Genomic DNA, 22891 nt, shown 5'->3' on the forward strand with positions numbered 1-22891 from the left:
CCCGTCCGGGCGGCCAGCCGCCGTCCGGTGTGGATCAGATCAGATCGTGCTGGGCGGCGACGATCAGCGCCTGGGCCCGGTTGTGTACGCCGAGCTTGTCGTACAGCCGCGCGACATAGGTGCGTACGGTCGACTCGGTGAGGCGCAGCTGCCCGGCGATCGACGCGAGCGACGAGCCCGTGTTGAGGTGGCGCAGGATCTCCTCCTCGCGCGGGCTGAGCGCGGCCGCGCGGGCCCGGCGCCGGGCGAGGGCGGCGGCGAGGTTCGGCGCGGTGAACGAGGCGGGCGCGACGGCGGCGTGGCGGACGGCCGACATGAGCAGCTCCACTGTGGCCGTTCGCGGAAGGAACGCCGACAGGCCCGTCTCCAGTGCCCGGAAGATGAGTTCGTCCTCGCCGGGACCGGTGAGGACGATGCCGAGGTGGGGGAATTCGGCGCGGAGTTTCACGGCGAGCTGTACGCCGTCCCCGTCCGCCAGCTGCGTGTCGACCGTGACCACGTTGGGTTCCAGCGTCCGAACCAGTTCCAGGGCCTCGCTGACGCCGGTTGCCTGGCCCGCCAGGGTGATGTCCGGGTACGCCGAGACGGCAGCCGCGTAGCCGAGGCGCACCAGCGTCACCGAGTCCACAGTGACCAGTCGAACCGACATCAGGCGTCCCTCCGTCGCGGCGCGGGATCAGCGTTTTGCTTCACAAACCCTGCCGTATCGAGGGGACTTGCGCCACCCCTGCGAGCACCGTAATCCCGGGTTTGTGTGACGGTTCGGCAACGATGCGTACCGAAGAGTCAGATCAGGCGCAATTGGAGGTCGCGCCGGCGGGCCGGTGCGGTCTCGCCGAACCACTCCATCAGGCCGGCGTCGATGACGTCGAGGAACGGCGTCGGTCCGGCCTCGCGCTCGGCGCCGTAGCGCGAGCGCTTGGCGGCGTGGGTGACGTAGAGCCGCTTCTGGGCCCGGGTGATGCCGACGAAGAACAGGCGGCGCTCCTCGGCCTCCGCCGCGGCCAGTTCCTCGGCGGTGAACCGGGCGGACTGCCCGGGCAGGCGCAGCGGGAGCAGGCCGTCCTCGCAGCCGGCGAGGAAGACGACCGGGAACTCCAGGCCCTTCGCCGCGTGCAGGGTGAGCAGCGTGACCGCCTCGGCCCGCGGGTCGAGGGCGTCGACCTCGGCACCGGTGGCGATCTCGGCCAGGAAGGTCTCCAGGCCGCCGGTCTTCTCGCAGCGGCGGGCCAGCGGTCCGAGCAGGTCCACAGCGGACCAGAGATCCTCGGGGGTCAGCGTGCTGTCCAGGGCGGGCCGCTCGGCGAGCGTCTGCGCGGCCAGCTTGACGCGCTCCGGCAGGCCCGCGCGGTCGGCCCCGGCGGCGGGGGCGAGGCGCAGCTCGCCGGCGATGGCGACGATCGCCGGGCGGTCGCGCAGCCGGTCGTGCGAGCGCTTCTGGACCGGGATGCCGGCCCGGTGCAACGCCTCCACGATGTACGCCGACTGGGCGTCGGTCCGGTAGAGCACGGCGATGTCGGCGAACGAGACGGCGACGGACTGCAGGCCCCGGGTGTCGGCGGCCTTGCTGCGGTGCGAGACGCCGCCCACGAGCTCGTCGACCGTACGCGCGATGAAGTCGGCCTCGTCGCCCGGCGCGGCCGCGGCGTACCGGCCGAGGACCGGGGAGTCGGGGTCGACCTTGGCGGGATCGAGGCGGCGCCCCGGCATCAGCGAGGAGGGCGTGATCGCCTGCACCGCGGCCGCGATGATCGGGGCGGTCGACCGGTAGTTGCGCGTCAGCCGGACGACCCGGGCGTCGGTGAAGTCGCGCGCGAACCGCAGGAAGAACCGGACGTCGGCCCCGCGGAACGAGTAGATCGCCTGGTCCGGGTCGCCGATCGCGCACAGGTTGCCGTCGGCCGGCACCAGCAGCCGCAGCAGCTCGTACTGGTCGGCGTCGACGTCCTGGTATTCGTCGACGAAGACCCAGCGCCAGCGCCGGCGCAGCTGCTGGGCCAGGTCGGGGCGCTCGGTGAGCAGCGCGACCAGACGCGGGACCAGCTCGTCGAGGGTCACACCGACACCGTCGGGGGTCTCCACGATGGACAGATTGCGGTCCTGCTCGCGCAGCAGGGTCAGGGCCAGCGCGTGGAAGGTCGAGACGGTGACCTCCTTGGCCACCGGCCCGAGCAGCGCCTTCAGCCGCTCCCGCAGCTCCTCGGCGGCCCGCCGGGTGAAGGTGATCGCGAGGCACTGCTCCGGGAAGACGTGCATCTCGGCACACAGGTACGCGATCCGGTGGGTCAGCGTACGCGTCTTGCCGGTGCCCGGTCCGGCGACGATCAACAGGGGTCCGCCGGGCGCGCTGGCGGCGACCCGCTGCATCGCGTCGAGCCGGTCGAGCAGGCCGGTCCCGACCTCTTCCATCCCGGCCAGCATCGGCTCGAACGGCTCGTGCGGCGAGACGGGCGGCGGTGGCGGCGGCGGTACGGCGGCCGGTGGCGGTGCCGACACCGGCTTGGCGACCGGTTCCCGGCGCGGTGCCTTCGAAGGTGCCGTACGCGGTTTCGGCACCGGCACGGCCGGCACCTCGAACAGGGCGTCGGCCCGGGTCAGCTCGCCGGGCTCGAACAGGCTGATGACGCCGTACTCGCCGTCGTAGCCGGGGATGCGCCGGACCTGGCCGGACCGCAGCCGGCCGATCGCCTCCGCGACCAGCTCGCCGCCGGCCGCCTTGATCTCGTCGAGCGGCGCCTGGCGCAGGATGTGCAACTCGGAGCCGACCGCGGCGACCAGGGTACCGACCTTGCCGTCGACCGTGCGGGTCTTCGGGCCGACGCCGTTGATCTCGCCGACGATCTCGGGCAGCTGCACGAGGTGCTCGACGTTCGCCGTCCGCACGGGCTGCTCCCCCGCACTCCGGTCGGCCAGCTCCTCGACCCGGGCGAGGACGCCGACCGTGACGGCCTTGCCGCAGACCGAGCAGGTGCCGCCGGCCGCCCGGGTCTGCGCCGGCGTCCAGTTCACCCGGCAGGCCCGGTGACCGTCGCCGTGGTACTTGCCCTCTTCGGGGAAGAACTCCAGGGTGCCGGCCAGGGCGCTGCGGTCGCGCAGGCCGTCGCGGACGGCGAAGTAGTCCAGGGGGCCGCGCAGGATGGTGGCCTCCCGGCCCAGCGCCTGCGGCGAGTGCGCGTCGGAGTTCGAGACCAGCGCGTACGCGTCCAGCGACGAGACCCGCCAGTTCATCTCGGGATCGCTGCTCAGTCCGGTCTCGACGGCGAAGATGTGCCCGGCGAGGTCCTCATAGCAGTCGGCGATGGCGTCGTAGCCGCTCTTCGAGCCGAGCGCGGAGAACCAGGGCGTCCAGATGTGCGCCGGCACCAGGTACGCGTCCGGGTCGGCCTCCAGCGTGATCTCCAGCAGGTCCCGGCTCGGCAGGCCCAGGATCGGCCGCCCGTCGCTGGCCAGGTTGCCCACCCGGCCGAGGCGCGTGGCGAACCGATCGGCGGCGTCCAGGGACGGCAGGTAGATCAGATGGTGCACCTTGCGCGTACGCTCGCCGGCCTTGTAGATCGTGGAGATCTCGACGCTCAGCATGAAGCGGGCGTCGGGCTCGGCGGACAGCTTCGGCGGCAGCTTGCGGCGGACCTCCGCCTCATCGGTCGGGTTCAGCCGGAACAGGCCCGGCTCGGCCTCGACCAGGGACTCCCGCAGGTGCTCCCGCCAGGCCGGATGCGTGACGTCACCGGTTCCGAGCAGGGTGATCCCCTTGCGGCGCGACCACCACGCCAGGGTCGGCAGATCGAGGTCCTTGCTGCAGGCCCGGGAGTAACGCGAATGGATGTGCAGATCCGCGACCCACGTGGGGGAAGGGTCGGCAGCGAGCGGGGGCACGGTGCGATCCTGGCATGCCGGTACGACACCGCGCGCGCCGCCACGCTGTCTGGTGAGATGAGTGACTCCTGAGCGCTACACCGCGTTCTGATCGACTAAGCGGAGCGCAACTTCCGGGGGCTCTCGGCGGCTCCGCTACGCGGACCGCAGTTCGATCAAGGTGATGTCCGGCGGGGCGCCGACGCGTACCGGCGGTCCCCAGAATCCGGCGCCGTTCGTCACGTAGATCTGCGTACCGTCGATCGTGTCGTAGCCGCTGACGACGGGCTGCTGCAGCTTCACGACGTAGTTGAACGGGGCGAGCTGGCCGCCGTGGGTGTGGCCGGACAGCTGCAGGTCGACGCCGTACTTGGCGGCCTCGCGTACCTGGACGGGCTGGTGGGCCAGCAGGATGACGGCCTTGGCCGGATCACGGTCCGCGAGCGCCTTCGCGTAGTCCGGCGCGTCGCCGTACGCCCCGCCGGTCCGGTCGTTCACCCCGGCGAGATCGAGCCCGCCGGGCAGCGCGATCCGCTCGTTGCGCAGCGGCCGCATCCCCAGCTCGGCCACTTCCGTGATCCACTCTTCGTAGCCCGAGTAGTACTCGTGATTGCCCGTCACGAAGAACGCGCCGTCCCGGCTGCGCAGCCCGCGCAGGGGTTCGGCGGCGTGGCCCAGCTGCGCGACCGACCCGTCCACCAGGTCGCCCACGACGGCCACGATGTCCGCGTCCAACCGGTTGATCGTGTCCACGATCCGCTGCGTGTGCGCGTGCCCCGAGATCGGTCCGAGGTGGATGTCCGAGACCAGCGCCACGCGGTACCCGTCCATCGCCCGCGGCAGCTTCGCCAGCGTGATCGCGCGGCGCTTCAGCCGCGGCGCCCCGAGCGCCTGCGTCATCCCGTAGCCCACGGTCGCGACCGACACCAGGCCCGCGGTGGCCGCCACGCTCCGCGCGACGAAGAGCCTTCTCGTCGTACGCGCAGCGGTGCTCTCCGGCTCGTTCGACGAGGTCCGCGCGTCCCCGGCCGCCGGCACGCCGACCGCGACGGCGCCGGAGTCCGGGGCGGCTCGCCCGGCGGCCCGGCGCGCGAAGAACGCCGGGATCTCCAGCACCACGAGCACGATGATCAGGTAGAACAGCACGGCCAGCCACAGGTAGCCGACCATCGCCAGGGCATGCAGGTCGGGGTCGATGCTGGCGAACACGAGCGCGCTGGTCAGCACCAGGACGGCCAGCATGATCAATGCCGTGCCGATGCGCCGGCCCCGCCCGCCCGGCCGGGTCGTGTTCCGGACCAGGCGCCGCCATACGTAGTAGTGCAGCAGGCACGCGCCCAGGAACGTCACGATCAGGTCGATCGCCATCTTCGCCACGGGCGGAAGCGTAGCGGGTGTTCCTGTGCGCCCTCAGCCACCCGCGAACGGCGGCAGAACGTCGAGCGTGCAGCCGGTGGGCAGGGGTTCGTGGCGGTCCTTCCAGGACAGTCCGTCGACGAGGAAGCTCGCCGCGCCGTAAACCTTGGCCAGTTCCGGGGACGCCCGTTCGACGAGATCGGCGATGCTCAACCCGGCGGGGAACTCGGTGGTGGCGACTCCTGCCGCCGCGCGGGCGCCCGCGAAGTACCGAACGGTGATCACTCAGCCCCCGATCGCCGACATCGCCCGGGCGGGCTGCAGGAAGTCCGGATTGTCGATGCCGTGCCCGGCCTTCTTCATCCACATCGCCCGGGACCAGCGCTCGGCCAGCTCCTCATCGTCCGCGCCCGACCGCAGTGCCGTACGCAGATCGCTCTCCTGCGTCGCGAAGAGGCAGTTGCGTACCTGGCCGTCGGCCGTCAGGCGGGTCCGGTCGCAGTCGCCGCAGAACGGGCGGGTGACGCTCGCGATGATGCCGACCTTGGCCGGTCCGCCGTCGACCAGGAACGTCTCGGCCGGTGCGCCGCCTCGCGGGCCGGGGTCGGGGGTGAGGCCGAACCGCGTACGCAGGGCGGCCTCGACCTCGTCGGCGGTGATCATCCCCTCCCGGGTCCAGCCGTGCTGGGCGTCCAGCGGCATCTGCTCGATGAAACGCAGCTCGTACCCGTGCGCCAACGCGTACGCGAGCAGGTCGCCGGCCTCGTCGTCGTTGATCCCGCGCAGCAGGACGGCGTTCAGCTTGACCGGGGTCAGCCCGGCCGACGCCGCCGCGGTGATGCCGCTCAGCACGTCGTCGTGGCGGTCGCGGTGGGAGATCCGGACGAACCGGTCGGCGCGCAGCGTGTCGAGCGAGACGTTGACCCGGTCGAGCCCCGCCGTACGCAGATCCGCGGCCCGCCGGTCCAGCCCGATGCCGTTGGTGGTGAGCGCGATACGCGGGCGCGGCCGCAGCGCGGCGGCGGACCGGACGATCTCGACCAGGCCCGGCCGCAGCAGCGGCTCGCCGCCGGTGAAGCGGACCTCGGTGACGCCGAGCCGCTCGACGGCCACCCGGATGAGCCGGACCACCTCGTCGTCGGTGAGGACGTCGGGCTGGGGCAGCCACGGCAGCCCCTCCGGCGGCATGCAGTAGGAGCACCGCAGATTGCAGCGGTCCGTCAGCGACACGCGCAGATCCGTGGCGCGCCGGCCGAACCGGTCGAGCAATCCCGTCATCACGCTCTTGACGGTATCTCGCCGAGCCCACGACGAGGGCCGTCGGGTCCGACCTGTGGAAAACCCGGAGTTGTCCACAGCATGATCGACTTTCGTCGACCCGGCCCCGCCGTCCCGGGATCCTCAAGGCATGAAACCGCACCTGACGCTGCGCGACCCCTGCGACGTGGCCGCCGCCGTGCCCTATCTCCTCGGCTTCCATCCGGCCGACGGCCTGGTCGTCCTCGGCCTTCGCGGGAACGCGGCCGTGATCGTGCAGCGCTGGGAACTCGACGCCGACGCCGAGGGGCTGGCCGAGGCCGTCGCCGGGCTCGTCGGCGATGCGGTGGACGGTGTGCTGCTGGTCGGCTACGGCGACGCGTACCAGGTGCGGGCGGCCGTGGCGGCGCTGTGCGTACGGCTGGCGCCACCCGTGCTGTGCGCGCTGCGGGTGGCCGGCGACCGCTGCTTCTGCGAGCTCTGCGACGGATGTACGCCACCCGGCGGTGCGCGCTTCGACGACCGGGGCGGCCGGATCGCGGCGGAGGCGGTGCTCGCCGGGTTGAGCGCACTGCCCAGCCGGGCCGATCTCGCCGGGCTCGTCGCGCCGGTCGGCGGGGCCGCGGCACTGGCCATGGAGGCGGCGGTCGCCCGGGCCGACGTCGAGCTCGGCCGGGCGCGGCTGCGGGCGCGCAGCCGCCAGGACCCGGACGGCATCGAGACGCTGGTCGGCCAGGGCCGGGACGCCGTCGACAGCGCACTGCGCACATACCGGTCCGGCGGTCGGCTGGACGACGCGGCGGTCGCCCACCTGACCCTGCTCCTGCACGCCCTCCCGGTACGCGATCACGCCTGGGAGAGCACCGATCACGAGGAATGGCAGCTGTCGTTGTGGACCGACCTGACCCGGCGGGCGTACCCGAGTCTCGTGGCTCCCGTCGCCTCCCTGCTCGCCTTCGCCGCCTGGCGGGACGGCAACGGCCCGCTCGCGACCGTGGCCCTCGAACGGGCACTGGCCGTCACCCCCGCGTACGGGATGGCGAATCTTCTTCTGGACGCCCTGCTGCGGGGGCTGCCGCCGGACGCGCTGGGCTCCTGGCCGGCGGAGGCGATCCGGCACGCCTCGCCGACCGGCGGGACGGCCGGCGGGGGCCGGAGGCTATAGCGTCATACCGTGGATCTGGCCTACCTTCGGGCGCACCCTCACCTGCTGCCGACCTTCCTGACCCACCAGCGCATCCGGCAGACCCCGGTGGGCGGCGGGTCGATCAGCGCGGCCTCCCGGCTGACCTTCGACAACGGCGACTCCGTGTTCGCGAAGGAGTGGCCGGAGAACTCCACACCGCCGCAGGACTTCTTCGCCGCCGAGGCGGCCGGCCTGCGCTGGCTGCGCGAACCCGGCGTGATCCCGGTGCCGGAGGTGCTGGTGGAACTGCCGAACCTGCTGGTCATCGAATGGGTGCAGCCGGGCGACCCGACCGAGGCCGGCGCCGACGATTTCGGCCGGAACCTGGCCCGCCTGCACGCCACCGGCGCTGACTGGTTCGGGGCGCCCTGGCCCGGCTACATCGGCTCCCTGCCGATGCCGAACGATCCCAGTCCCGGCCCCTGGAGCACCTGGTTCGGCGAGCAGCGCCTCCTGCCGTACGCGATCCGGTCGCAGGAGAACGGTGCTCTCCTGAGCGCGGACGTGACCCGGGTCGAGCAGCTCACCCAGCGGCTGTCCGACTTCGACGCGGGCGAACCCCCGGCCCGTCTGCACGGCGACCTCTGGCCCGGCAACGTGCTCTGGGACGCCGGCGGTCAGGGCTGGCTGGTCGACCCGGCGGCGCACGGGGGCAACCGGATCACCGATCTCGCCACGCTCGGGCTGTTCGGCGGGGTCGCGTACCAGCAGCGGGTGCTGGACGCGTACGAGGAGGTGCATCCGCTGCCGTCGGAGTGGCGTGCCTGGCTGCCCTGCCACCGGCTGCACCTGATGCTCGTGCACACCGCGATCTTCGGCTCCGGCTACCGCCAAGCCGTCCTCGACGAGCTGGAAGCCCTCGGCTTCTGACCCGCCCGTCGTCCCCACGCCCCCGGAGTGCTTGCGACGATCTTGCGCGAATGTCCGGGCTTTTCGGGCACTTCGGACGAAATTCGAGGCATTCGCGCAAGATCGTCGCAGGACGGCCCGGGGGCAGGGGGCGGGGCGGGTCAGTGGTGGGGGCGGGCTATCGCGCGGGCGTGGGCGAGCTCTTCCGGGGTGTCGCAGTCGAGCCAGGCCGGTAGCGCGTCGTCAGGCAGCCGGACTTCGGCCACGCGGGCGTCCTTCAGCAGGTGCTTGAGCGCCTTCCCGGCGTGGTCTCCGCCGGCGGGGAGCAGTGCTCTCAGATAGTCGGCGCGCCAGACGCCGAGGAGATGCTGGCGGCGGCCGCTCGGGTCCACCGCCAGCGCGACATCGTGTCCGGCCAGGTCGGCGGCCAGGTCGGCGAACGTCGCAGCGGTGACGAACGGCAGGTCGGCGGCGGCCACCGCGATCTGCGTCACATCCGGCGGGAGCATCGCCAGACCGGCCGCGAGACCGGCGACCGGCCCGCCACCGGGTGGATCTTCGCAGGTCAACAGCACCTCTTGGGGCAGGTCCGCGGCCAGCGAGGCGGGCCCGACCACCACCCGCGCATCCGCCGCGGCCAACGCCGCCAGTACGCGACTGAGCAGCGCCTCGTCGGCCACGGTGAGCAGCGGTTTCGGCGCTCCGCCGAGGCGACGGGCGGCTCCGCCGGCGAGGATCACGGCCGCGTACGCCACCAGCCGAAGATACCGGTGTCGGGCAGCCAACTGTGCGGCCCGTCACCGGCGTCCCTCCGGATAGGGTTTGGCCAGACTGATCGGAGGGACGCCCGATGACCGAGTTCCACCTGCTCGACGAGCCCAGCACGTCCGACCTGGCGGCGAAGGTCGCTCAGGCGTGGCGGGACTTCGCGGGCGCGCTCGCCGAGGCCCTTCCGAGCCTGCCGGCGGAGTCCGAGCTGTTCCTGACCGTCGACCCGACCGCGTACGGGACGGGGGACGTCGTCTACTCGGTCGGTGTGCAGGTGGGTGCGGACGGGACGCTGTCGGCGCTGGCCGTCGGCAACGGGCTGCTGCCGGAGGGCTACCGCCTCGACCGGGCCGCCGTCGCCGCCATGATCGCCCTCGGCTGGGCGCCTCCCGGTGTGATCGCCGGATCCCGGGATCACTTCGGCCAGACCGCCGTTCCGGCCGAGGCCGACCAGCTGGCGGTCGTCGTCACGCGTACGCTCCGCGACGTCTACGGCGCGCCGCACCCGGCTTTCGTGGTCTACGGCGCCCGGGACAAGGACGAGGAGACGATCACCCTCAACGGCCTCGGCACCGCCCGGCACGAGTCGACTCTCGAGCTCAGCGAGGCCGACCTGGAGGTCGCCGGGGACGAGGACGACGGGCTGGAACTCGGCGAGCGGGTGAAGACCGTGGTGGCCGCGCTGCTCAAGACGACGCCGGAGGAGCTGACGGTCGACCAGGACGGCGACATCGGCATCCGGTCCGGTTCGGCCATGGTGTTCGTCAAGGTACGCAGCGAGCCGCCGCTCGTGGACGTCTTCTCCCCGCTGCTGACCGAGGTCGAGCCGAGCGAGCAGCTGTTCGCGCGGCTGTCCGATCTCACCAACCGGATGCCGATCGGTCGCCTGTACCTCACCAACGGCACGGTGTGGGCCTCGGTGCCGGTCATGGGCCGCCGCTTCCAGGCGACCCATCTCGTGCTCGCCATCCAGGTCATGACCGGTCTCGCCGACGAGCTCGACGACCGCCTGCAGGGCGAGTTCGGCGGCAAGCGCTTCTTCAGCGAGGGCGACAAGCCGGCCCTGAACGGTCCCGATGCGCGTACGGGGATGTATCTGTAGCTCAGTCGACGAGCCGGGACAGCACGATCATGCTGTGCGTGCTCGTGACGAAGGGCTCGGCGCGCAACCGCTCCAGCGCCTGCTCCAGGTGGCCGATGTCGGCCGCCCGCAGGTGCACGAGCGCGTCCGCCCGTCCTGAGATCGTGTACGCGCCGACGACCTCCGGGTGCCGTTTGGCGGCCATGGCGATCTGGGCCGGCGTGGTCCGCCCGGTGCAGAAGAGCTCGACGAACGCCTCCGTGGTCCAGCCGACGGCGGCCGGATCGATCACGGCGGTGAAGTTCTTGATCACGCCCGCCGCCCGCAGCCGGTCGACCCGGCGCTTCACCGCCGGGGCGGACAGCGACACGATCGCGCCGATCTCGGCGTAGGACGCGCGCGCGTCGGAGACAAGGGACGCAATGATTCGCTTGTCGACGTCGTCAAGCTGCAACGTTCCGCTCCTCAGACGCATGGTTCACGACTGTTCGAGTCTCCCCAGCATGCTTACTGTAGGTGATCGTGATCTACCTGATGAGCCCGCCCGAGCACTTCACCGTGGCGTACCAGATCAACCCGTGGATGCGGCTCGACCAGCCCGTCGACCGGGAACTCGCGATCAAGCAGTGGGACGGGCTGCGTACGGCGCTGCTCGACCTCGGCCATCAGGTCCACGTGCTGCCGGCCGTCGCCGGGCTGCCCGACATGGTGTTCGCGGCCAACGGGGCGTTCAGCGTCGACCGGGTCGTCTACGGCGCCCGGTTCAAGTACCCGCAGCGCTCGGCCGAGGCCGACGCCCACCGCGCCTTCTACGAGGAGCGGTCCGCCGACTGGAAGTTCGTCGCGCCGACCCAGGTCAACGAGGGCGAGGGCGACTTCGCGTACGTGCCGGGGCGCAAGCTCATCCTGGCCGGGCACGGCTTTCGGACCGAGACGGCGGCGCACGCCGAGGCCCAGGACGTCCTCGGCCGGCCGGTGATCTCGCTGCGCCTCGTCGACGAGCGCTTCTACCACCTCGACACCGCCCTCGCCGTGCTCGACGACGAGCGGATCACGTACTACCCGGGCGCCTTCTCGGCCGGTTCGGTCCGCGTACTGGAGCAGCTGTTCCCGGACGCCGTGCTCGCCGATGAGGAAGACGCCCTCGCGTTCGGGCTGAACCTGGTCAGCGACGGCCGCAACGTGCTGCTGAACACCGAGGCCGGGGCGTACGCCGGAAAGCTCGCCGCCGCCGGCTTCCGCCCGGTCCAGGTGGACCTCGGCGAGCTGAAGCGCGGCGGCGGCTCGGTGAAGTGCTGCGTGGCCGAACTGCGGCCGTAAAGTCGGCTAACCCAAGGTCGCCAACGTCCGCACCGTGACGTTGGCGAGCTTCGGGCCGTCCTTCATCACCCGGCGCAGGTACCACTTCTGCAACGGCGTACGCGTCTGGTTGAACGCGATCGCGCCGCGCGGGCTGTCGATCTGGCCGAGGTTGCCCAGCTTGGCGTTGAGCACTTCGCGGGTCACGGAGTCCTGGCCGGCCGCCCGGATCGCCTTGTCGATCGCCTGCGCGGCGTCCCAGCCGGCCACCGCGTACACCGAGGGTGCCCGGCCCTGGCTCGCACTGCGGAACCGGGACGTGAACAGCTGGTTCGACGGGTTCTGCAGGTCGGCCGCGTAGTTCAGGGCGGTGTAGATCCCGGCCGCGCCCTTCTCGCCGAGCGCCTCGATGACGTCGTCCAGTGCCGCGCCCTCGGTGAGGTCGCCCGGCGCGTACACCTCGGTGGTGATGTGCGAACCGCGGAGCGCCTTGAGGACGGCGATGCCCTCGTCGCCGCTGAGGGCGAGGAAGATCGCGCCCGGGTCGATCGAGCCGATCCTGTCGGCGATCGCCCCCGGCGACATCGCCTCGGTACGCAGGATCCGGCTCGCCGGGATCTGCGTCTGGTACCCCTTGCGGAAGCCGTCGACGGCGTCGGTGCTCGCGAGGGCCGACGATCCGACGACGACCACGGTCCGGTTGTTCGTACGCAGATACCCGCCCAGGGCTTCGCCCGGGTCCCCGGCGACGCCGGCGGTGTTCCACATCCAGAAGACGCTCTTGAGCGACGCGGGTGCGAGGTTGGCGCCGATGAACGGCACGTGCGCGGTCTCGATCTTCTCGCGGACGGCGAGGAGGGTCGTGGGAGCCGCCACTCCGACGATCGCCGACACCCCGTGCTTGAGCAGACCGTCCACAATGGCGACGTTGTCGCCGCCCTTGGCCTTCTCCTCGGCCGTGACGATGCTGACGTCATAGCGGCCGAACGGCCGGTTGAGGTCGGTGTAGAGCTGGAAGCCGTCGAGGATGTCGGCCCCGATGGACTTGTACGCGTCGGTGTCCGGGACGATCAGTCCAATGGCGATGGTGGCGCTCGGTGTCGCCGAGGACGGTGTCGCCGAGCACGCGCCGAGCGTGCCCAGCCCCATGCCGCCCAGAGCCAGGCCGCCCAGTGCGCGTAACGCGGAACGGCGTGGAAGTAGCGGGCCGACGTTGCCTGTCACGTACCCTCCCCAAGCGCGGTGGCCCCGTGATCCCCGGGTACGCCGCCCGCGCGCTGTCTCGTGCCAGTGGTGTCCGAGTTGATGATTCAGTTGATGGTGTAATGGATCCCACGAAAAAGGACCCGGAGGTCCCTTCGGGCTTTTATCGCCCGGGTCAGTGTAGGTCAATGCTTGATCATGCGTTGCCGCCGACGGTGCGCGTGAAGCCCGCCGGGCCGCGGTGTGATAGGCATGAGAGGTCGTCATCAGCGAACGCGGAGGGATCATGGCGGAGGAGAAGCCCGGCGCGTCCGGGTCTGAAGAGGCGCAGAGGGTCGTGGTCGTCGGACCGGACGGAAGTCCGATCGGCACCATGGACGTGCCCTCGGCCGATGACGACCGTGACGAGGATCCCGCTCGCATGATCGAGCATCCGGCCAAGGTCATGCGGATCGGCAGCATGATCAAGCAGTTGCTGGAGGAGGTCCGCGCGGCGCCGCTCGACGAGGCCGGCCGGCAGCGGTTGATGCACATCCACCACCGGTCCATCGTGGAACTGGAGGACGGGCTGGCCCCGGAGCTGCGCGACGAGCTGGAGCGGCTGTCGCTGCCGTTCGAGGCCGACCGGACGCCCAGCGAGGCCGAGCTGCGTATCGCGCAGGCTCAGCTGGTCGGCTGGCTGGAGGGGCTCTTCCACGGCATCCAGGCGACCCTGGTGGCCCAGCAGATGGCCGCCCGCATGCAGCTGGAGCAGATGCGGGGTCGTCCCGCGCTGCCGTCGGGGCTGCCCGTGATGCCGGGCACACCGGACCAGCAGCAGTCGACCACGCCCGGCGAGGGCCGCGGCACCGGCCAGTACCTCTGACAGGCGCGTACGCGGACATCACCGGTACATCCTTCGATGGGCAGGACATATGTCCTGCCCATCTCGGTATCCGCGGCTCTGAAGGGCGGCGCCCCGACCACCTAACGTGATCACCATGACGGAAGCACTGAAACTGACCGGGGTGGTCAAGACCTTCGGCGCTGTGCGGGCGGTGGACGGGATCGACCTGTCGATCGCCCCGGGGGAGACGGTGGCGTTGCTCGGGCCGAACGGCGCCGGCAAGTCGACGGCGATCAACATGCTGCTCGGCCTGCTGGAGCCGACCTCCGGCACGGTCGAGGTCTTCGGCCAGTCCCCTACCCAGGCGGTTCGCAGCGGTCGCGTCGGCGCGATGCTGCAGGAGGCGGGTTTCGTCGCCAACGCGACGGTCCGCGAGCTGATCGACCTCGCCCGCGCGGTCTACCCCCGCCCGCTGCCCACCGACGAGATCCTCGCCGCGGCCGACCTCACCGAGATCGCCGGCCGCCGGATCGACAAGCTCTCCGGTGGCCAGTCCCAGCGGGCGCGGTTCGCCTTCGCCCTGGCCGGCAACCCCGACCTGCTCATGCTCGACGAGCCGACGTCCGCCATGGACGTCAAGGCGCGCCAGGAGTTCTGGGCGGCGATGCGGGCGTACGCCGCCGGGGGCAAGACGGTCCTCTTCGCGACCCACTACCTCGAAGAGGCCGACGACTTCGCCGATCGCGTCATCGTCGTCGCGAATGGACGGATCATCGCCGACGGCACCGGCAACGAGATCAAGAAGGTCGTCGGCGGCCGTACGCTCAGCTTCGACCTCGAAGGCGGAGCCGCCGACGGGCTCGACCGGATGCCCGGCGTCACCGTGGTCGAGGTACGCAACGACCGCGCCGTGCTGCGTACCGACGACTCGGACGCGACCGTCCGCGCGCTCGTGACCAGCGGCCGGGCATTCGGCAACCTCGAGATCGTCAGCGCCGGCCTGGAAGAGGCCTTCCTCGCGCTCACCGAAACCGCCCAGGAGGCGTGATCATGTTTGCCTATCTGAAGTTCGAGCTGCGCCGCATGTTCCGGGAGCCGCGCCTGCTCGTGCTGACCGTGGCGATGCCCGTGATCCTCTTCCTGGCGATCACGCCGACGGTCAAGGGGGCCAACCCGGCCGAGACCGACGACATCCACGCGTACCTGATGGTGGCGTGGGCGGCGTACGGTGCGCTGCTCGGCACGTTCTCCAGCGGCGTCGGCGTCTCGCAGGAGCGTACGGTCGGCTGGCTGCGGCAGCTGCGGATCACGCCGCTCCCGCCGGTGCAGGTCGTGGTGGCGAAGGCGATCGCCTGCTCGCTCGTGGCGATCCCGGCCGTGCTCGTGGTCAGCGTCGTCGGCATGCTCAAGGGCGTCGACTTCGGCGTCGGCCAGCTCGGCGAGCTCGCCCTGTTCATGTGGCTCGGCAGCATCCCGTTCGCGCTGATCGGCCTCGCGGTGGGCTTCCTGCTGCCGGCCAACCTGGCCCAGCCGGCCAGCTTCCTGGTGTCGTTCACGCTCGCCTTCGCCGGCGGCATCTTCATCCCGACCGAATCGCTGCCCAAGGCCATGCAGAACGTCGTGCACTACACGCCGAGCTACCGCTTCACCCAGGCCGGCTACGACGTCCTGCAGAAGCACACGCAGTCGGCGACGGGCTGGCTGATCATCGCGGCCTGGTTCGTCATCTTCGGAGCCTGCGCGGCGCTGGCCTACCGGCGTACGGCTGCGACAAGATAATCCGCGATGAACCTCTTGGCCCCGTTCATGACGGCTGAGGAACGGCGCCGGCTCAGCAAGCCGCTGACCCTGGGCGAACTGCGCAAGCGTCGCCTGGTCGGGCTGATCTGGTCCGGCGTCTGGGCCTTCCCGCTGGTCAGCCAGGCCGACGACGTCGTGCGAGCCACGAGCGCACCGTGGCTCGCACTGCCGTTGTTCGTCGCGTACCTGGCGCTCTACCTGTTCGTGGTGATGAAGGGGTTCGCGCGCCGCGAGCTGCTGCCGAGCCGGATCGAGATCCTCGCGCTGTTCTTCTTCGCCGCCCTCGGCGTCTCCCTCGCCCTCGGCTTCACCGGCGGCACGAACACCGGCGCGCTGGTCACCCTGCTCTACGTCGGGGTCGCGGGGATGGCCACCTTCCCCGCTCCCGCGGCGTACTACTGGCTCGCGGGCACCGTCGTGATCATGGTCGTGATCGGTGTCGCGCGGCACGACACCTTCGACGACATCGGCTCGGTCGTCTTCAACGCCGTCCTGGCCGCCGCGCTGGTCATGGTCGTCCGGAACATGATCAGGCTGATTCGCGAGCTGGATTCCACGCGTACGCGGCTGGCGCAGTCCGCGGTCGAGCAGGAGCGCCTGCGGTTCGCCCGGGACCTGCACGACCTGCTCGGCCACACGCTCTCGCTGATCGTGGTGAAGGCCGAGGTGGCCCGGCGGCTGGCCGAACGCGATCCGGCCGCCACGGCCCGCGAAGCCGGCGAGATCGAGCAGATCGGCCGCAAAGCCCTCGCCGAGGTACGCGAGGCCGTCACCGGCTACCGGGAGCGCTGCTTCTCCGAAGAGCTGGAGAACGCCCGGGGCGCGCTGGCCGACGCCGGAGTCGAGGTCGTCGTCCGGCGGGTGGCGGCCGATCTTCCGGCCGACGTCGATCAGGCCTTCGCCTGGGTGGTACGCGAGGCCACCACGAACGTGATCAAGCACAGCGGTGCGCGTACCTGCCGGATCATGCTGGAGAACGGATCGGCGTGGTCGCTGACGGTCCGCGACGACGGGCGGGGCCGCGCCTCGGCGAGCGACGAGGGCAACGGGCTGCGGGGGTTGCGCGAACGGCTCACCAAGCTGGGTGGCGCGTTGAGCACATCGGATGCGGGGGGATTCGCGCTCCAGGCGAGCGTGCCGTCGGCGAAGGAGACTTCATGATCCGTGTGCTGCTGGCCGAGGACCAGGGGATGATGCGGGGCGCGCTGGCGCTGCTGCTCGGCCTGGAACCGGACATCGAGGTGGTCGCCCAGGTGGAGCGGGGCGACCTGGTCGTGCCGGCGGCGCGCGACCACAAGCCGGACGTCGCCCTGCTCGACATCGAGATGCCGGGCAAGTCGGGCCTGGACGCGGCGGCCGAGCTGCGCACGGTGGTGCCCGACTGCCGGGTCATGATCTTGACGACCTTCGGCCGCCCTGGCTACCTGCGCCGGGCGATGGACGCCGGGGCCCGCGGATTCCTGGTCAAGGACGGTCCCGTCGAAGATCTCGCCTCGGCGATCCGCCGGGTGCTCGCCGGCCAGACGGTGGTGGATCCCGCCCTCGCCGCCGCCGCGCTCACCGCCGGCCCGAATCCGCTCACCGAACGGGAACGGGATGTGCTGTCAGTGGCCGCGGACGGCGCGACGATCGCCGAGATCGCGCAGCGGCTGCACCTGTCCGAGAGCACCGTACGCAACTACCTGTCGGCGGCGATCGGCAAGACCGGTACGCGCAACCGCATGGAAGCCGTCCAGGCAGCCCGGTCCCAGGGCTGGCTGTGACTTCTCAGAGTCCGAAGAGCTTTTCGAGGTAGACGGCCACGCCGTCCTCGTTGTTGCTCAGCGTGACCTCGTCCGCCATGTCGAGGATCTTGGGGTTCGCGTTCGCGACGGCGACCCGGCGGCCCGCCCACGCGAAGCTGGGCACGTCGTTGAGCTGATCACCGAAGACGAGCACCTCTGCCGGCGAAATGCCCAGCAGCTCGGTGACGACCGTGAGCCCGTACGCCTTGTCCACCTTCGGCGGGTGGATCTCCACGAACCCGGGCCAGGACTGGATGATCTCGACGTCCGCGTGGTGCACGGCCTCCGTCAGCCGGTGGCCCAGTTCCGGAGCCACCTGCAGGAAACCCTTGATGACCCGGGCCGCGAACATGTCGGCACGCCGCCGCAGGACGATCGGGTCCGGGTAGGGCCACTGCTCCGACTCGCTCCACAGCGGCGCGCTCTCGAAGTCCTCGACCTCGACGGTCAACTGCAGCGGCCCGAACTTGGCCTCCAGGATCGGCATCAGCTCTTCCAGGACCCGGCCCGGTAACCGCAGATCCAGCAGGACCCGCGGCGTCTCGCCGGTCAGGTCGAGGACCCGGCCGCCGCCGCCCAGCACGAAGTAGTCCGCGCTGGGCAGGTCGCCGCGGGACATGCCGGTCAGCCGGGGACCGCGGCCGGTGGCACCCGCGACGGGCACCCCGGCCGCGCTCACCTTCGCGAAGACATCCCTGGTACGCGCCGAGACGCTGCCGTCGTCGCGTACCAGGGTGCCGTCGAGATCGGTGACGACCAGCTTCGGAATCACGCGACCGGCTCGAGCAGATCCCGGCCGAGGAGCGGCTGCAACGCCTTCGGTACGCGTACCGAACCGTCGGGCTGCTGGTGGTTCTCCAGGATCGCCACCAGCATCCGGGTCGTCGCCAGCGTCCCGTTGAGCGTCGACACGGTCTGCGTCTTGCCCTCCGCGTCGCGGTAGCGGACGTTGAGCCGGCGCGCCTGGAAGGTCGTGCAGTTGGACGTGCTCGTGACCTCGCGGTAGCGCTGCTGGCTGGGCAGCCACGCCTCGCAGTCGTACTTGCGGGCGGCGCTGCTGCCGAGGTCGCCCGCGGCCGTGTCGATCACCCGGTACGGCAGTTCGAGCTTGGCGAGGAACTCCTCCTCGAAGCCGAGCAGCCGCAGGTGCTCCTCGTGCGCCAGGTCCGGCGGGCAGTACGAGAACATCTCCGCCTTGTTGAACTGGTGCACGCGGATGATCCCGCGGGTGTCCTTGCCGTAGGAGCCGGCCTCGCGGCGGAAGCAGGTCGACCACGCGAGGTAGCGGCGCGGCTGCCCGTCGAGGTTCAGGATCTCGTCCTTGTGGTACGCCGCCAGCGGCACCTCGCTGGTGCCGACCAGGAACAGGTCGTCGTTCTGCAGGTAGTAGACCTCGCTGGCGTGCGCGCCGAGGAACCCGGTGCCCTCCATCGACTCCGGCTTCACCAGCACCGGCGGCACCATCGGCGTGAACCCGTACTCGACGGCCTGCTGGATGCCGAGCTGCAGAACGGCGTTCTCCAGCAGCGCCCCGATGCCGGTCAGGTAGTAGAACCGGGCGCCCGAGACCTTCGCGCCGCGTTCCATGTCGATGGCGCCGAGCATCTCGCCCAGGGCCAGGTGGTCACGCGGCTCGGGGATGTCGGGGATCGCGCCGATCTCCTTCAGCACGACGTAGTCGTCCTCGCCGCCGGCCGGAGCACCGCTCTCGACCAGGTTCGGCACCGCGAGCTGGGCCAGGCGCAGCTCCTCCTCGGCCTCGGCGACCGCCGCCTCGGTGGTCTTCACCTCGGCCGCGAGTTCCTTGGTCCGCTCCAGCAGGGCGGCCTTCTCCTCGCCCTGCGACCGGGGGACCTGCTTGCCGAGCGTCTTCTGCTCCGACCGCACCGCCTCGAACCGGGTGAGCGCGGACCTGCGCGCCTCGTCCGCACCGATCAGGCGGTCCACGGACGACTCACTCTCGCCACGGGCGCGCTGGCTGGCACGGAACAGGTCCGGGTCCTCCCGGAGCAGGCGCAGATCAATCATGGGTTCAGCGTACCGAGCGGGGTTGATCTGCTTCCTGCCGGTTTCCCGGATTGTGGTGTCAGGCCGCCGTCACCGTCAGCTCCAGCTCGTCCTCCGGTTCGTCCGGCTCCTCCGCGGGCACCCGCGGGTGGGACCGGGCCGGTGCGGTGACGAGGGCCAACACCGACGCGCCCGCCAGCAGGACCACCGCCGCGAACGCGAACAGCAGGCCCTTCTCGGTCGCGGCGATGATCTTCACCCGGTCGTCGGCGATGTTCAGGGCGAGGTAGCCGCGGCCATGCGTGAGAACGACCGCGAGCAGGACGACCACGAGTCCGAGGCCGATCGCTCCGCCCGACATCCCCGCCGTGCGCCGCGCCCGCCGGCTGCCCGCCACCGTGACGGCCGCCAGGCCGCACAACGCCAGCACGCCGACGAGATATCCGGTCCCGATCGGACTCGAACTCGGCCACACCGACAGCGACTCGTCGAAGCCGCCGTCCTGATTGCCCGACTCGACGACGTTGAGCGTCTGCCAGGGGTACATCAGCGACAACAGGAAGGCCAGCAGCCCGGCACCCGCCGCGATGTAGGGCGCGACCGGCGGAATCACCAGGCTGGGCCGCCGCCGGGCCGTCGGCTCGTCGCCCCATTCGAGAACGTCGTCAGACATCCGCCCATCATGCCGGGCGTACGCAAAGGGCGCCGCCCCGTGGACGGCGCCCGCACTGCTTCGTGGCCGTCAGCCGCCCAGCAGCCCGCCGAGCACGCCGCCGCCGCCGGCCTGCTGGCCCGAGCCGTGCCCGGCCACCAGCCCGCCGGGCGGCTCCTCCGACGGCTGCACGACGACGAAACCCTGCCCGGTGAAGCTCATCGTGAACGCCTCACCGGTCGTGCGGCCGATCAGCGTACCGAGGCCGAGCTGGTCCGCCCGGTGATAACCGGTCTGCAGCGACGCCGACCAGCAGATCGCGGCCTGCGGATCGGCGTACGTGGGAGCGTCGACGCTCAGCACGACCGGCGTACCCTTCGTGGTGATCGCGATCCGGCCCTTGCCGCTGAACACGCAGTTGAAGAAGCCCGCGCCGGACAGCATGCCCATGCCCTGCACGCGCTTGATGTCATAGTCCAACGTGGACTCGAAGGCCAGCACGCTGTGGCCGTTGATGGACAGGGCGTCGCCCTGGTCCAGATCGATCAGGTGGATGTCGGCGGCCCGGTCGGCAAGGAACAGATCGCCCCGCCCGGACACCTTCATCAGCGGTACGCCCTCGCCGGTCACGGCCTTCTTGATCCACTTGCCGACGCCGCCGGAACCGAGCGCCTGAAACTGCATCTGTCCCTGGTAGGCGACCATGGCGCCGGTCCGCGCCATCACGTCGCCGTTCAGCTCGACTTTCAGCATCTTGGAGTTCTGCAGACGCAGTCCCGGCTCGGCGGACTCCTTCTCCAGGTTCTCGGCGGCGAAAAGCTGGCTACGCAATGGGGGCTCCTCAGGGGTCAGGGGTTTGATCCAGCCTAGGCGAGCGGTTCAAGGGGGCTTTCTCCAACATGAAGATCCAAATCATTCCAAGATCAAATTCATGTGCCCCGGGTTCGTCGATCTTGCGGTCGACGATCTTGAGGATCGGGGCCGCCGTCCGACCTGGCCAGTTTTGGCTTTGTCGCGACTGTCCGATATAGGTGCTGGGTGGCGGTCGATGGGGTGATCGTTTACGGCTGTGGCGTGGAAACGACCACCAGATGCATGATCATTTACGGTTCTGAAGCGCGCTGACCGGGTTCTGCTACACCTGACGCGTAATTGATCATGCAGATCGGGCCGGATTGACACCCCAGCCGTAAACGATCAAGAAATCAGCGCGCCGTGTTCACCTGGCGGAAGATCGTTCCCGCATCACGGACAACGGCCGTGGGCGGGACGGCGTGGACGTGATCCACAGCGGTTGAGATGTAAAACGCACCCCATCTCCAAGATTCATAGCGGTCGAGATGTAGGAAAACGGCTCCTACCTACATCTCGGCCGCAATGGATCGAGGGGATGTGCCCGGAACTACATTCCAGCCGCGAACGATCACCGCCCAGCCGATCCGCCCAGCCGCCATTTCGGACAGTCGCGACAAAGGCCAGAGGTGAACGGGGTAAACGGTGACGGATCCGCGGTGACGGATGCGTCGCCCCAGAAAGCTGGCAGTGGAGTCCCCGGAGCGCAGCGATAGGGGCGCAACGGTCTCCCGCGGGAGGAGCGGAAGTGAGATCGACGAACCCGGGACAAAAAGATCTTGATTATGAAGATCTTGATCTAGTCCCAGCCGAGTTCGTGGAGGCGGTCGTCGGAGATCCCGAAGTGGTGGGCCAGTTCGTGGACCACCGTGACCGCCACCTCCTCGACGACCTCCTCCTCGGTGTCGCAGATGCCGAGCGTGGGGTTGCGGTAGATGGTGATGCGGTCGGGCAGGACGCCGGCGTAGTCCCAGCCGCGGTCGGTGAGCGCGTGGCCCTCGTAGAGGCCGAGGAGGTCTTCACCGGGCGGCGGATTGTCCTCGACCAGGATCACCACGTTGTCCAGGAGGTCGAGCAGTTCCTGGGGTACCTCGTCGAGCGCCTCGCCGACCAGTTCCTCGAAGCGCGTACGCGACATCTCGACGGCCATGACGGGCCTAGGCCTCGCCGGTACGCAGCCGGTGCAGCCAGGCCGCGGCGTCGTCGAAGTCGGTGTCGGCCAGGCCGGCGGGCGGGCGTACCGGGGTCTCGGGGACGGTGCCGGGCGGGACGGCACGCGGATAGCTGCCGAGGAAGCGGACGTCGGCGCAGATCCGGCGCAGGCCTTGCAGGGCCTCGCCGAGCCGCGCCTCGGCCACGTGGCCGGTGCAGTCGAGGAAGAAGGCGTACCGGCCGAGTTGCTCGCCCGTGGGGCGGGACTCGATGCGGATGAGGTTGACGCCGCGGACCGCGAGTTCGGTGAGGACGGCCAGCAGGGCGCCAACCCGGTCGTGGGCGATGGAGACGGCGAGGGAGGTGATGTCGTCGCCGGTGGGCGCGGGGGGCGTCGCCGGGCGGGACAGCAGCACGAACCGCGTCACGGCGTCGGGGTGGTCGGCGATCTTGTCCGCGAGCAGGGCGAGCCGGAAGCGGTCGATCGCGATGGGGGCGCAGATCGCGGCGTCCACGGCGCCCGCGGCTGCGTCCTGGGCGGCCTTGCCGTTGGAGAGGACGTCGATCACCGTCGCGTCCGGCAGGTGCGCACGCAGCCAGGCGCGGCACTGGGCGCTCGCCTGCGGGTGCGCGGCCACGGCACCGATCCTGTCCAGGGTCGTGCCCGGCCGGGCGGCCAGCACGAACTCCACCGGGATCACGACCTCACGGGTGATCACCAGCGGCCCGCCGAAGGCCAGCTCGTCGAGGGTCACCCCGACCTGGCCGCCGATCGAGTTCTCCATCGGCACGAGAGCCGCGTCCGCGTCGCCGTCGCGTACCGCGTCCAGGGCTTCCGGGACGCTGCGAGCGGGCGTACGCGTGCCGCGGGCGGCCGCCGGGATGGTGAGGAGCGCCTGTTCGGTGAAGGTGCTCTCGGGGCCGAGATAGACGAAACGCGTCGGAGGTACGCCGGGCATGCCGC

The 22891-nt window shown here is 70.8% G+C and carries 23 protein-coding genes; 9 read left to right on the forward strand and 14 right to left on the reverse strand.

What is annotated here, in order from left to right; translation table 11 throughout:
- Positions 1-34: 34 nt before the first annotated feature.
- From G401_RS0113295 to moaA, 5 genes are all read right to left on the reverse strand, one after another.
- On the reverse strand, positions 35-649 hold the full coding sequence (locus G401_RS0113295) for a response regulator transcription factor (RefSeq protein ID WP_027342886.1): 615 nt from the start codon (positions 647-649) through the stop codon (positions 35-37).
- Between the two features lie 137 nt (positions 650-786).
- Positions 787-3876, reverse strand: coding sequence for a UvrD-helicase domain-containing protein (locus G401_RS0113300; protein WP_027342887.1), 3090 nt, complete (start codon positions 3874-3876; stop codon positions 787-789).
- A 135-nt stretch (positions 3877-4011) separates the two neighbouring features.
- Positions 4012-5223, reverse strand: coding sequence for a metallophosphoesterase (locus tag G401_RS0113305; RefSeq protein WP_051366643.1), 1212 nt, complete (start codon positions 5221-5223; stop codon positions 4012-4014).
- 42 nt (positions 5224-5265) lie between these two features.
- Positions 5266-5496: a MoaD/ThiS family protein gene (locus G401_RS0113310; protein ID WP_027342889.1), complete on the reverse strand. Its 231-nt coding sequence runs from the start codon at positions 5494-5496 to the stop codon at positions 5266-5268.
- Positions 5497-6489 carry a GTP 3',8-cyclase MoaA gene (gene moaA / locus G401_RS0113315; protein WP_034591511.1) on the reverse strand — a complete coding sequence of 331 codons (993 nt, stop codon included), beginning with the start codon at positions 6487-6489 and terminating at the stop codon, positions 5497-5499.
- A gap of 130 nt (positions 6490-6619) precedes the next feature.
- On the opposite strand from moaA, the gene G401_RS45440 reads away from it, so the two are divergent.
- On the forward strand, positions 6620-7633 hold the full coding sequence (locus G401_RS45440; protein ID WP_051366591.1) for a DUF4192 domain-containing protein: 1014 nt from the start codon (positions 6620-6622) through the stop codon (positions 7631-7633).
- 9 nt (positions 7634-7642) lie between these two features.
- Entirely contained in the window at positions 7643-8524 is an 882-nt protein-coding gene (locus G401_RS0113325; protein ID WP_027342891.1) for a fructosamine kinase family protein, read from the forward strand.
- Positions 8525-8664: 140 nt separating this feature from the next.
- Here the strand turns inward: G401_RS0113325 and mobA are convergent, their stop codons facing one another.
- Positions 8665-9258, reverse strand: coding sequence for a molybdenum cofactor guanylyltransferase (gene mobA / locus G401_RS0113330; protein WP_211240730.1), 594 nt, complete (start codon positions 9256-9258; stop codon positions 8665-8667).
- Between the two features lie 95 nt (positions 9259-9353).
- Here mobA and G401_RS0113335 point away from each other — a divergent pair, with 95 nt between their 5' ends.
- Positions 9354-10373 carry a T3SS (YopN, CesT) and YbjN peptide-binding chaperone 1 gene (locus G401_RS0113335; protein ID WP_027342893.1) on the forward strand — a complete coding sequence of 340 codons (1020 nt, stop codon included), beginning with the start codon at positions 9354-9356 and terminating at the stop codon, positions 10371-10373.
- A 1-nt stretch (position 10374) separates the two neighbouring features.
- On the opposite strand, the gene G401_RS0113340 is transcribed toward G401_RS0113335, so the two are convergent.
- Complete coding sequence (locus G401_RS0113340) at positions 10375-10806, reverse strand: Lrp/AsnC family transcriptional regulator (protein WP_027342894.1); 432 nt, start codon at positions 10804-10806, stop codon at positions 10375-10377.
- An 80-nt stretch (positions 10807-10886) separates the two neighbouring features.
- Between G401_RS0113340 and ddaH the strand changes: the two genes are divergently transcribed.
- Positions 10887-11672, forward strand: coding sequence for a dimethylargininase (ddaH, locus tag G401_RS0113345; RefSeq protein ID WP_027342895.1), 786 nt, complete (start codon positions 10887-10889; stop codon positions 11670-11672).
- A gap of 6 nt (positions 11673-11678) precedes the next feature.
- Here the strand turns inward: ddaH and G401_RS0113350 are convergent, their stop codons facing one another.
- Positions 11679-12875, reverse strand: coding sequence for an ABC transporter substrate-binding protein (locus tag G401_RS0113350; RefSeq protein WP_027342896.1), 1197 nt, complete (start codon positions 12873-12875; stop codon positions 11679-11681).
- Between the two features lie 265 nt (positions 12876-13140).
- Between G401_RS0113350 and G401_RS0113355 the strand changes: the two genes are divergently transcribed.
- The 5 genes from G401_RS0113355 to G401_RS0113375 all read left to right on the forward strand — a co-directional run bounded on the left by G401_RS0113355 (position 13141) and on the right by G401_RS0113375 (position 17243).
- A complete protein-coding gene (locus tag G401_RS0113355; protein WP_051366593.1) occupies positions 13141-13719 on the forward strand; it encodes a bacterial proteasome activator family protein in 579 nt (192 codons plus the stop codon).
- A 115-nt stretch (positions 13720-13834) separates the two neighbouring features.
- Entirely contained in the window at positions 13835-14728 is an 894-nt protein-coding gene (locus tag G401_RS0113360; protein WP_027342898.1) for an ABC transporter ATP-binding protein, read from the forward strand.
- Between the two features lie 2 nt (positions 14729-14730).
- Positions 14731-15459, forward strand: coding sequence for an ABC transporter permease (locus tag G401_RS0113365; RefSeq protein WP_034591512.1), 729 nt, complete (start codon positions 14731-14733; stop codon positions 15457-15459).
- 6 nt (positions 15460-15465) lie between these two features.
- On the forward strand, positions 15466-16641 hold the full coding sequence (locus tag G401_RS45445) for a sensor histidine kinase (protein ID WP_051366594.1): 1176 nt from the start codon (positions 15466-15468) through the stop codon (positions 16639-16641).
- Entirely contained in the window at positions 16638-17243 is a 606-nt protein-coding gene (locus G401_RS0113375) for a response regulator transcription factor (protein WP_027342900.1), read from the forward strand. Before G401_RS45445 ends, G401_RS0113375 begins: the two co-directional genes overlap by 4 nt.
- A 4-nt stretch (positions 17244-17247) precedes the next feature.
- On the opposite strand, the gene G401_RS0113380 is transcribed toward G401_RS0113375, so the two are convergent.
- The 6 genes from G401_RS0113380 to pheA all read right to left on the reverse strand — a co-directional run bounded on the left by G401_RS0113380 (position 17248) and on the right by pheA (position 22886).
- Complete coding sequence (locus tag G401_RS0113380; protein WP_027342901.1) at positions 17248-18036, reverse strand: HAD family hydrolase; 789 nt, start codon at positions 18034-18036, stop codon at positions 17248-17250.
- Positions 18033-19292 (reverse strand): serine--tRNA ligase, encoded by a 1260-nt coding sequence (gene serS, locus G401_RS0113385; RefSeq protein WP_027342902.1) that lies wholly within the window; start codon positions 19290-19292, stop codon positions 18033-18035. Before serS ends, G401_RS0113380 begins: the two co-directional genes overlap by 4 nt.
- 58 nt (positions 19293-19350) lie before the next feature.
- Positions 19351-19944: a hypothetical protein gene (locus G401_RS0113390; RefSeq protein ID WP_027342903.1), complete on the reverse strand. Its 594-nt coding sequence runs from the start codon at positions 19942-19944 to the stop codon at positions 19351-19353.
- Between the two features lie 69 nt (positions 19945-20013).
- Entirely contained in the window at positions 20014-20754 is a 741-nt protein-coding gene (locus tag G401_RS0113395; RefSeq protein WP_027342904.1) for an AIM24 family protein, read from the reverse strand.
- Between the two features lie 820 nt (positions 20755-21574).
- Positions 21575-21925, reverse strand: a complete 351-nt coding sequence (locus tag G401_RS0113400) for a metallopeptidase family protein (RefSeq protein ID WP_027342905.1) — start codon at positions 21923-21925, stop codon at positions 21575-21577.
- Between the two features lie 7 nt (positions 21926-21932).
- Positions 21933-22886: a prephenate dehydratase gene (pheA, locus tag G401_RS0113405; protein ID WP_027342906.1), complete on the reverse strand. Its 954-nt coding sequence runs from the start codon at positions 22884-22886 to the stop codon at positions 21933-21935.
- Between the last annotated feature and the right edge of the window lie 5 nt (positions 22887-22891).

The sequence above is a fragment of the Hamadaea tsunoensis DSM 44101 genome, from assembly GCF_000428945.1.
Taxonomy (GTDB): domain Bacteria; phylum Actinomycetota; class Actinomycetes; order Mycobacteriales; family Micromonosporaceae; genus Hamadaea; species Hamadaea tsunoensis.

Bases quoted from the DNA above. Each gene is read 5' to 3' on its own strand.
- G401_RS0113305 (WP_051366643.1), bottom strand. From the start codon at position 5,223: ATGGCGATCGACCTGATCGTGACGTTCCTGGGCGCGTGCCTGCTGCAC.
- G401_RS0113355 (WP_051366593.1), top strand. From the start codon at position 13,141: ATGGCGGAGGAGAAGCCCGGCGCGTCCGGGTCTGAAGAGGCGCAGAGG.
- pheA (WP_027342906.1), bottom strand. From the start codon at position 22,886: ATGCCCGGCGTACCTCCGACGCGTTTCGTCTATCTCGGCCCCGAGAGC.
- G401_RS0113375 (WP_027342900.1), top strand. From the start codon at position 16,638: ATGATCCGTGTGCTGCTGGCCGAGGACCAGGGGATGATGCGGGGCGCG.
- G401_RS0113360 (WP_027342898.1), top strand. From the start codon at position 13,835: ATGACGGAAGCACTGAAACTGACCGGGGTGGTCAAGACCTTCGGCGCT.
- G401_RS0113335 (WP_027342893.1), top strand. From the start codon at position 9,354: ATGACCGAGTTCCACCTGCTCGACGAGCCCAGCACGTCCGACCTGGCG.
- G401_RS0113400 (WP_027342905.1), bottom strand. From the start codon at position 21,925: ATGGCCGTCGAGATGTCGCGTACGCGCTTCGAGGAACTGGTCGGCGAG.
- ddaH (WP_027342895.1), top strand. From the start codon at position 10,887: ATGAGCCCGCCCGAGCACTTCACCGTGGCGTACCAGATCAACCCGTGG.
- G401_RS45445 (WP_051366594.1), top strand. From the start codon at position 15,466: ATGAACCTCTTGGCCCCGTTCATGACGGCTGAGGAACGGCGCCGGCTC.
- G401_RS45440 (WP_051366591.1), top strand. From the start codon at position 6,620: ATGAAACCGCACCTGACGCTGCGCGACCCCTGCGACGTGGCCGCCGCC.
- moaA (WP_034591511.1), bottom strand. From the start codon at position 6,489: ATGACGGGATTGCTCGACCGGTTCGGCCGGCGCGCCACGGATCTGCGC.
- serS (WP_027342902.1), bottom strand. From the start codon at position 19,292: ATGATTGATCTGCGCCTGCTCCGGGAGGACCCGGACCTGTTCCGTGCC.
- G401_RS0113295 (WP_027342886.1), bottom strand. From the start codon at position 649: ATGTCGGTTCGACTGGTCACTGTGGACTCGGTGACGCTGGTGCGCCTC.
- G401_RS0113365 (WP_034591512.1), top strand. From the start codon at position 14,731: ATGTTTGCCTATCTGAAGTTCGAGCTGCGCCGCATGTTCCGGGAGCCG.
- G401_RS0113390 (WP_027342903.1), bottom strand. From the start codon at position 19,944: ATGTCTGACGACGTTCTCGAATGGGGCGACGAGCCGACGGCCCGGCGG.